Here is an 8243-nt window from a genome sequence, read left to right on the forward strand (position 1 = left end):
CGCGTGTTGGCCGGAACCGGGATCACGCCGAAAGTCCCCGGATCAGCCGCGCCAGCGCCTCCAACCAGTCCGGCACGATCATTTCGATACCATCGGGCCGACCGCTACGGTCGGTGCGCTCCTGCCACTCGTTGATCCACGAGAAGCGATGCCGACGGCCTTCGACCGGCTGGCGGATCGAGGTGGAAATCGTGGTCGATTGCAGCCGGTCGAGCGCCGCCTTCAGGCGCTGATAATCGCGCAAGCCGGTGCCGCGCCCGACATAGGTGAGGATCTCATAGGGCGTGGCGGCCATCAGCCGAGAGGTGCGAAGGCCACTGTCGCGGGCTTCGACGATCTGACTGGCCGCCCAGATCAGGATATCGGCGTCCCAGATCGTGGCCATGCCGTGATCGGGAACAGCCTCGACCCGGATGGAGACATTGCCGGCTGCGAAGTCGATCGGCGCGATGCGCTTCGACTTGGCGAGGGAGAAGAAGGGATAGGCCATGAGATCCTGTGCGTCTCGTGGCGCGAAATCGCCGGGGAGCGCCCTGAACAGATCCAGTTGCCCACGCTCGGAAAGGGATCGACGTCGCACCGTCATGAAGGAAACCGCGAGAGATCAGCGGGCGTAACGACCGGCCTGCGGGCCGGACGGAAACGCATGACGCTTGGCGGGCAGCACGGAGCCGCGCGGATCGGAGGTCGAGGTCACCGCGCCGCGTTCGGTCCAGGCTTCGAGATCGTCGATGGCATAGACGACGCGGCCGCCGAGCTTGCGATAGGCTGGCCCGGTTCCATAGGTGCGGTGTTTTTCGAGCGTCCGGGCCGAGAGGCTCAGAAAGGTCGCGGCCTCCTTGGTCCGTAGAAAACGCGGCGGCAGGACGACGGGTTCATGTGGCATGATCGGGCCTCCGTGGTGTTGCAAACGGCCACTGCGGATCAGCGGCGGGCAATGACCACGGTGGCGAAGGAAGACCGGCGAGGTGCAGGGCGAAGTTGGGGGGTATCGAAATCGCCCACCATCAGGGGCGAAAGATACCCCCTCCGTATCCGCGACGAGAGCAGCACGGAACTATTCTGAGGGCGATAGCTCGATTTATTCTCCCCCTCACGAACGCCACCGGCATCGAAGTATTCGGGCCGGCGATCCCGAAAAGCCGAAAAGCACACAATTTCAGCTTGCTGTAAGAAATTCACCAACCGGCACAGTCATCAGGTCAGGAGAATATCGGCCCCGAGAGACCGATTTCGGGCATCTTGGAACTGGGGGCAGTGCTCAGCCGCTCCCGCATAACCCTCGAAAACAACGGGAAAATCCGGCCGCGGCCGGATCGGGAGACACCTTTCGCGAGGGCAAGTGGCGGAGGGGATGGGCCTAACATCCAACCTTCTCCACTTTCAAGTTGCTGATACTATTATATGTTTTGATGAAGCCGTCTCCTTCAGCTGGTGCTTCGGCATCACGAGTTTGGCACATTCGATGCCGTTAGGGGATATTGACATCCACCCGAGGAATGCGTGCGGCACTGCTGTTTATGAGGATGGGGCGAGTAGTCTGCCTTTCTTCACGGAGAAATTGATCTGCTGCAAGGTTGCGTGCGTAGAGCAAGTCAAAGGCTGATATGACAGAAGGCCACCGCCTATCTGCGGCGGTTGGACGGAAACTGGGACGAGGACTTCTCATGCTTCAAGCTACCTTCCTCTATGCTGCAACCGCCGGGGTGTTCCTCGCTCTGGATGTGCTGGGGATCCGGTTTCTGATCCGGCCGGTATTTGAGCGCAATGTCGGCCACCTTCTTGCCGAGCCGTTGCGGCTTGGTCCGGCTGCGCTGTTCTATCTGGGATATGTCGCCGGGCTTGTGTGGCTGGTTTCCTGGCCGGCGCTGAAAGCGAATGATCCCGTTCACGCGCTGATCGGAGGCCTGATCATTGGGCTGATGTGTTATGGCACCTATGAGATGACAAATTACGCCACGCTTGCCGACTGGTCGTGGGAGCAGGTCATTATCGACGGGTTGTGGGGCACGTTCCTGACCGGGTTTTCAGCCTGGGCCGGCGTGGTTCTGCTGTCGGGGCGATTCAACTGAACGATCAGCGCAAGCGCCGTATCAGTCGCAGCGACAGCGCATAAGGCAGGGCCCGTATCAGCTTCATCGCAAGGGTGAAGCGGCGTGGGAAATGGATCTCAAATCCCCGCCGTTGCATCCCGCGCAGCACGGACTCTGCCGCCTGTTCGGGGGTGATGATTGCAGGCATGGCGAAGGTGTTTCGGGCGGTCAGTCTGGTCTGGACGAAGCCTGGACAGACCAGCCGCACGTCCACACGCGGGGCCAGTTCGATCGCAAGCGTTTCGGCAAGGTTGTTGACCGCCGCCTTGGTTGCCGAATATGGCTGCCCCCCCGGCAGGCCGATGTAACCGGCAACCGAGCCGAACAGCACCAGCTGACCGCCATCGCGCAGCAGCGGCGGGCAAAGGCGGGCGACCTCAAGCATGCCCAGTATGTTCACGCGCACCATCGCCTCGGCCCGCATGGGATCGATATCCGCCACGCGACCGGGATCATAAAGCGCGGCGGTGCAGATGATCGCGTCCAGCGGTGCCTCAAGCGTAAGCTGTGCCACCACTGCCCCCAGCGTTTCAGGCTGGGCCAGATCCAGCGGCCTGGCCTGCGCGCCGCCGCACTCCGCCGCCAGCGCCTCCAGCGCGTCGCCATCGCGGGCGGACAAGATCAGTTGCGCCCCTTGCCCGGCCAACGCACGGGCAAGGGCTGCGCCAATCCCGGCGCTGGCGCCAATGATCCAGATGCGGCGGCTCGCATAGTTCATCTTCAGATCCGGAAGATCGGCTGCAACAGCCGCGGGATCAGCGCGTGAAAGCGCAAGGGCGCATCGGTGGCCGCCAGGCAGATGCATGGCTCGTCCCGGCCGGCAACGGGTTGGTGGTGGATGTCGGCATGCGCCACTTCGACGTCGCCGCGATGAAAGTTGCCTTCGCTGTCGGAAAAGCTGCCTTGAAGAACAAGTGTCAGTTCGTGCCCCCGATGCCCGTGTTCGGGGACTGCCTTTCCCGGCGGAATGTACAACAGGCGCAATGAGCCTTCGCGATCGGCGGTCAGGATCTGCTGGCGGATGCCGCCGCCCAGCATGCGCCAGCGCGGCGGCCTTCCGCCCAATTCGTGCATCACGGCAGACGGAAACGGCCCAGATGCGCGCAGAGGCGGCGGCGGGGGCGGTGCGTCTAGTGCAGTCATCATCCGGTCACGCGCGTCGGGTCGCAGGGTTGCGCCTTCTGCATGCTGCAAAAGCGCACCGCCGATCATGTCGCCCGCCTCCTGGCCGGCACGGCATTGATCGCAAAGCGACAGGTGCGCGGCCACGACCACACCAAAGGCATGTGGCAAGGTGCCTGCGCGATACGCGTCAAGCATGTCGTCGGGAATATGGTGGTGGATGCTGATCATGGTGCGATTGTCCTCAGCTCATGCCTGAGACGTTCAAGGCCAAGGCGGATGCGGGACTTGATGGTGCCAAGCGGCAAGCCCGTCATTTCGCTGATGCGGCTGTGTGGGATGTCGTCGAAATAGGCAGCACGCAGCGCCTCGGCCTGTTCCGGTGCGAGGCGCGCAAGTGCGTCTGCCAGGTGGCGCGCTTCCTGCTGCAGCGCAATGATCTGGGCGGCGTCGGGTTCCAGGCTCTCTATCTCGGGCATCTCGTCGGGCTGGGCCAGCGGACGGCGGCGGGCCATGTCGATGCGCCGGTTCCGGGCAATGCCATAGATCCAGCCGGCTGCGTCCGCGCGGTGGGGGTCGAACTGTCCGGCTTTGTGCCAGACCGCCAGCATCACATCCTGCACCACGTCCTCCGCAGTGCCGTCGCGCAACCCGCCGCGGAGCATCATCGCCTTAAGCCGTGGCGCGAAATGGTCAAAAAGCCGCCCGAACGCCGCGCGGTCGCGGCTGTCGCGGACGGCGATCAGATCGCGACTCAACTCGGAAAGATCGTCCATCGGTTGCTGATCTCCCCCCCCCCTGAAACCCAGAGCACCTTCATCGACCAACGGCAGGACCGTGGGTCTTAGCATTTCATAGGACCTTGGCCCGACAGGCGCAAATGCGGCGTTCATGCGGCACTTACGGGGGACAGTGCGTTTCAGATCATTTTGACAGAAACTTTTTCGCTGATTGATCCGAAGCCGATCTGCGCGCGTAAGGATGGCAAAGAACCAGTGGAGGCCAGATGCCTTTTGACTTGACCAGAGGCTCTCCGCAGCGGATCGCTATCATCGGCGGCGGCATTTCAGGCTTGGCTAGTGCTTGGCTGCTGTCACGCCACCATCAGGTGACGCTGTTTGAGGAAGCGCCCAGGCTTGGCGGCCACGCGCGGACGGTTCTTGCCGGCAAGCGGAGCGATCAGCCGGTGGATACCGGCTTCATCGTGTTCAATCATGTGAATTACCCGCATCTGACGGCGATGTTCCGCGACCTCGATGTGCCCATCGTCAAAAGCGACATGAGCTTCGGTGTCTCGTTGAATGGCGGGCGGGTGGAATATGCGCTGCGGTCCGGCGACGCGCTGTTCGGCCAGCGCCGCAATATTGTGGACCCGCGCTTTCACCTGATGCTCCGCGACATCCTGCGCTTCAACGCTGGGGCCGAGTCCGAGGTTGCGGCAACTCCCGACCTGACCATCGGCGCGCTGATCGACCGGATGCGTCTGGGCTCCCGCTTCCGCGCTCATTACCTCTACCCCTTTTGCGGGGCGATCTGGTCCACGCCCGATCACGACATCGGCAAATTCCCGGCCCGTGTGCTTGTGCGGTTCATGCGCAACCACGGGCTCTTGGCGCGTGGCCAGCATCATCAGTGGTGGACGGTGGACGGAGGCTCGATCCGCTATATCGAGCGGCTGACGGCGGCGCTGGTGCGGGCCGGGCTTGATTTACGCACTGGAACCGCTGTGCGGGCGGTCACGCGAACGGGCGGGATTGTCACCCTGAGCGCGGAGGGAGCGCAAGCTGAGGTATTCGACCACGTCATCCTTGCCGCCCATGCCGACCAGGCGCTCGCGATGCTCACAGATGCTGACGGCACCGAACGCGCGGCCCTTTCGTCGATCCGATTCCAGCCCAATCACGCCGTTCTGCACGCCGACCCATCCGTTATGCCGCACCGCCGCCGCTGCTGGAGTTCGTGGGTCAGCCGTGGCGATACAGGGCTTGCGTCTGTGGGCGTGACATACTGGATGAACAGGCTTCAGAACATCCCCGACGACGATCCGCTGTTTGTCACGCTGAATCAGCGTGACGGCATCGACCCGCGACTGATCTACGATCAGGTGACGTTCCGCCATCCGGTCTTTGACCTGGCGGCGCTGGACGCGCAGGCGCGGATTGCAGAGATGCAGGGTAATCGCAACACTTGGTTTGCCGGCGCTTGGCTGCGCAACGGCTTTCACGAAGACGGCTTTGCCAGCGCCATGCGCATCGCGCGTCGTTTACTGCCTGCGTCGGTGCTGCCATGACTCTCGCGGCGCGTCTTCAGGCAGGCGAAGTGCTGGCAATGCCGGCGCTGGTGACACATGCCCGGCGCGGCGACTTGCGTCACAGCTTCCGCACCCATGCCGATCATGTGTTGCTGGCGCCCGAGCATGTCCAGCCGCCCCGGTTGATGAGGCATAACCGATTAGGGTTGATTTCGTTTCACGATAGTGACCATGGCGGGCTGCGCGGCTCGGGCACCGGCGCCCCCTGGGCCTTGGCACAGCTTGCCGCTGCCGGGCTTGCGCCGCGCCGGGGTATGGTGCTGGCGCTGCTGACGCAGCCGCGGTTTCTGGGCTACTGGTTCAACCCAGTCAGCTTCTGGATGCTGATCGAAAATGATGCGCTGATCGCGGTGATTGCAGAGGTCAACAACACATTCGGCCAGCGCCACAGCTACCTGCTGGCCCAGCCCGACTTTGCGCCGATCAACGCCGAATCGGTATTGACGGCGCGCAAGGTCTTTCACGTCTCGCCCTTTCAGGATGTGGCGGGGAAATACCAGTTCCGGTTCGCCCTGCATCCTGACCGCATCGCCATCCGCATCGACCAAATGGATGGCACGAGTGGCATCAACACCGCCATGACCGGGCCGCTGACGCCGCTGACCAACCGCGCAGTGCTTGCGACGGTTTTTAGTCGGCCTGGCGGCGCGTTGCGCGTGATTGCACAAATCTATTGGCACGCGCTGCGGCTGAAGCTGAAAGGTGCCGCCTATCGCCGCCGCCCAGAGCCTCCGGACCAGGAAATCACCCGATGAGCCTTGAGACACACTCCCTGAAAACCCGCTTTCTTTCGGCCCTCGAAGAGATCGGCGACGGCATCGTGACCCTGACCACGCCCGAGGGCACGCGCCACCGATTTGGCACCGCCGGCCCCGAGGCCGACTTGCAGATCCGCAACTGGCGGCTGCTGCCGCGTCTGGCGCTGCGCGGAGATGTGGGGCTCGGCGAAGGTTGGATCGCAGGCGACTGGCACAGCGAGACACTGGAGGACACCCTGTCGCTGGCCCTGCGCAACCTTGGCCTTCGGACTGCGTGGGGAGAGCCGGGGCGGTTTCAGGCCATGCGGATGCGGCTGGTTGACAAGCTGATGCGGCCAAACAGCCTTCGCGGCTCGTCGCGCAACATTCGCGCCCATTACGATGTCGGCAACGAGTTCTATCAGCTCTGGCTCGACCCCGGCATGACCTATTCCTCTGCGCTGTTTGGCGAAGGCGATGATCTGCACCGCGCGCAAGCGCGCAAGAACCGGCGGATTCTGTCCCAACTGGCACCGGGCGAAAGCCTGCTGGAAATCGGCTGCGGCTGGGGCGGGTTCGCCGAAGCTGCGGCTGAGCGGGGTCACAACGTGACCGCGATCACGCTTTCTCCTTCGCAAAAGGGCTATGCCGACGCCCGGCTGGATGGCCGTGCCGAGGTGCGGCTTCAGGACTACCGTCAGGTGACGGGCTACTTTGACAACATCGTGTCGATCGAGATGATCGAGGCGGTGGGCGAACGCTATTGGCCAACGTATTTCTCCACCCTCAAGACGCGACTGGCGCCGGGTGGACGGGCAGTCTTGCAGGCGATCACTGTCCCGGATGCCGAGTTTTCCGTCTATCGCCGCCGCTCCGACTTCATCCGTCAGCATGTGTTTCCCGGCGGCATGCTGCCCTGTTCCGCCATTATCGCCCATGAGGCGGCAAAAGTCGGGCTGCGCGTGCGTGACAGCCACGCTTTTGGCCAGGACTATGCCCGCACATGCCGAATCTGGTGCGAGACGATGATGCAGCAGCGCCCCCGTATCCAGCGGCTGGGTTATGATGACACCTTCCTTCGCGGATGGCAGTTCTATTTGGAGGGCTGCGCCGCTGCCTTCGCCACCGCGCGCTGCGATGTGGTGCAGGTGACGCTTGGTCACGCGGATGAGGCGGCTTGAATGACGGCGCCGGGCATTCTTTGGCTGACCCGCGATTTCAGGCTGCGCGATAACCCCGCGCTTCTGGCGGCGATTGCCGACGGCCCGCTGCTGACGGTGTTTTTCATCGACCGGCTGACCATGGCGCAGGGCGCGGCCAGCCGCTGGCGGCTTGAGCGCGCACTCCGCATCTTTGATGCGGCACTTCGGGTCCGCACCGGCGGAAAGGGCATCGTCGTGCTGCGCGGCGAGGCGCATGAAATCCTGCCGGCGCTGATGAAGCGGCTGAGCGTGCGTCAGCTGCACCAGTCGGACTGGTCCACGGTGGAAATGCAGGCGCTGCAAGACCGTATGCGCGCGGCGCTGCGGCCCCTGGGTGCCGGGCTGATCCTGCATCCGGGGCATCTTCTCGTCCATCCCGGCGCGGTCCGCAGCGGAAATGGCGGGGCTTACCGCGTCTATTCCCCCTTTGCGCGGGCGGTACGGCAGCGCGGCCCCGACCGGCCCGCCGCCGATGCCCCGCCGGGCATTGAACCCTGCACGGAACCGCTCGGCGGGCTTGACCTGAGCACCCTCGATCTGGCGCCGGACCTGCACCGCGGCCGCGCCGCGCTGGAGCGATTTGCCGCGCCTGCGGGCGAAGAGGCCGCGCTTGCCGGGCTGGATGATTTTCTCGACCGCGCCTGCGCTTATCCCCGCGAGCGGGATCGCCCCGATCTCGACGCGACCTCGCGCCTGTCCGATCATCTGGCGGTAGGCGAGATCAGCCCTCGAACGATCTGGGCAAGGGCCATGCTCAGGGCGGAGATATCGCCAGAAC

General features: G+C 63.9%; 10 protein-coding genes. 5 read left to right on the top strand and 5 right to left on the bottom strand.

Translation table 11 applies throughout. The features are described 5' to 3' along the window. Window positions 1-22 precede the first annotated feature (22 nt). Together ACFOMP_RS18455 and ACFOMP_RS18460 are read right to left on the bottom strand one after the other, a co-directional pair. Entirely contained in the window at window positions 23-586 is a 564-nt protein-coding gene (locus ACFOMP_RS18455) for a replication initiator protein A (protein WP_449302614.1), read from the bottom strand. Window positions 587-604: 18 nt separating this feature from the next. Next, window positions 605-886 (bottom strand): helix-turn-helix transcriptional regulator, encoded by a 282-nt coding sequence (locus tag ACFOMP_RS18460; protein WP_012092626.1) that lies wholly within the window; start codon window positions 884-886, stop codon window positions 605-607. Window positions 887-1667: 781 nt separating this feature from the next. On the opposite strand from ACFOMP_RS18460, the gene ACFOMP_RS18465 reads away from it, so the two are divergent. Then, window positions 1668-2072 (top strand): DUF2177 family protein, encoded by a 405-nt coding sequence (locus ACFOMP_RS18465; RefSeq protein WP_028714580.1) that lies wholly within the window; start codon window positions 1668-1670, stop codon window positions 2070-2072. A 4-nt stretch (window positions 2073-2076) separates the two neighbouring features. Here the strand turns inward: ACFOMP_RS18465 and ACFOMP_RS18470 are convergent, their stop codons facing one another. Genes ACFOMP_RS18470 through ACFOMP_RS18480 form a run of 3 tightly spaced genes read right to left on the bottom strand, consistent with a single transcriptional unit; the run spans window position 2077 to window position 3991 of the window. Next, on the bottom strand, window positions 2077-2811 hold the full coding sequence (locus ACFOMP_RS18470) for an SDR family NAD(P)-dependent oxidoreductase (RefSeq protein WP_028714581.1): 735 nt from the start codon (window positions 2809-2811) through the stop codon (window positions 2077-2079). Window positions 2812-2813: 2 nt separating this feature from the next. Beyond that, a complete protein-coding gene (locus ACFOMP_RS18475; protein ID WP_028714582.1) occupies window positions 2814-3446 on the bottom strand; it encodes a ChrR family anti-sigma-E factor in 633 nt (210 codons plus the stop codon). Continuing rightward, window positions 3443-3991 carry a sigma-70 family RNA polymerase sigma factor gene (locus tag ACFOMP_RS18480; protein ID WP_028714583.1) on the bottom strand — a complete coding sequence of 183 codons (549 nt, stop codon included), beginning with the start codon at window positions 3989-3991 and terminating at the stop codon, window positions 3443-3445. Before ACFOMP_RS18480 ends, ACFOMP_RS18475 begins: the two co-directional genes overlap by 4 nt. A gap of 230 nt (window positions 3992-4221) precedes the next feature. Here ACFOMP_RS18480 and ACFOMP_RS18485 point away from each other — a divergent pair, with 230 nt between their 5' ends. The 4 genes from ACFOMP_RS18485 to ACFOMP_RS18500 all read left to right on the top strand — a co-directional run. Beyond that, window positions 4222-5505, top strand: a complete 1284-nt coding sequence (locus ACFOMP_RS18485; protein WP_028714584.1) for an NAD(P)/FAD-dependent oxidoreductase — start codon at window positions 4222-4224, stop codon at window positions 5503-5505. Next, window positions 5502-6281, top strand: a complete 780-nt coding sequence (locus tag ACFOMP_RS18490) for a DUF1365 domain-containing protein (protein ID WP_156929543.1) — start codon at window positions 5502-5504, stop codon at window positions 6279-6281. Before ACFOMP_RS18485 ends, ACFOMP_RS18490 begins: the two co-directional genes overlap by 4 nt. Continuing rightward, window positions 6278-7444, top strand: a complete 1167-nt coding sequence (locus tag ACFOMP_RS18495) for an SAM-dependent methyltransferase (RefSeq protein ID WP_028714586.1) — start codon at window positions 6278-6280, stop codon at window positions 7442-7444. Before ACFOMP_RS18490 ends, ACFOMP_RS18495 begins: the two co-directional genes overlap by 4 nt. Beyond that, window positions 7445-8243 (top strand): deoxyribodipyrimidine photo-lyase (locus ACFOMP_RS18500; protein ID WP_379033308.1); only part of this gene is annotated, 799 nt, incomplete at its 3' end.

It is taken from the genome of Paracoccus simplex, from assembly GCF_042648325.1.
Classification (GTDB): Bacteria; Pseudomonadota; Alphaproteobacteria; order Rhodobacterales; family Rhodobacteraceae; genus Paracoccus; species Paracoccus simplex.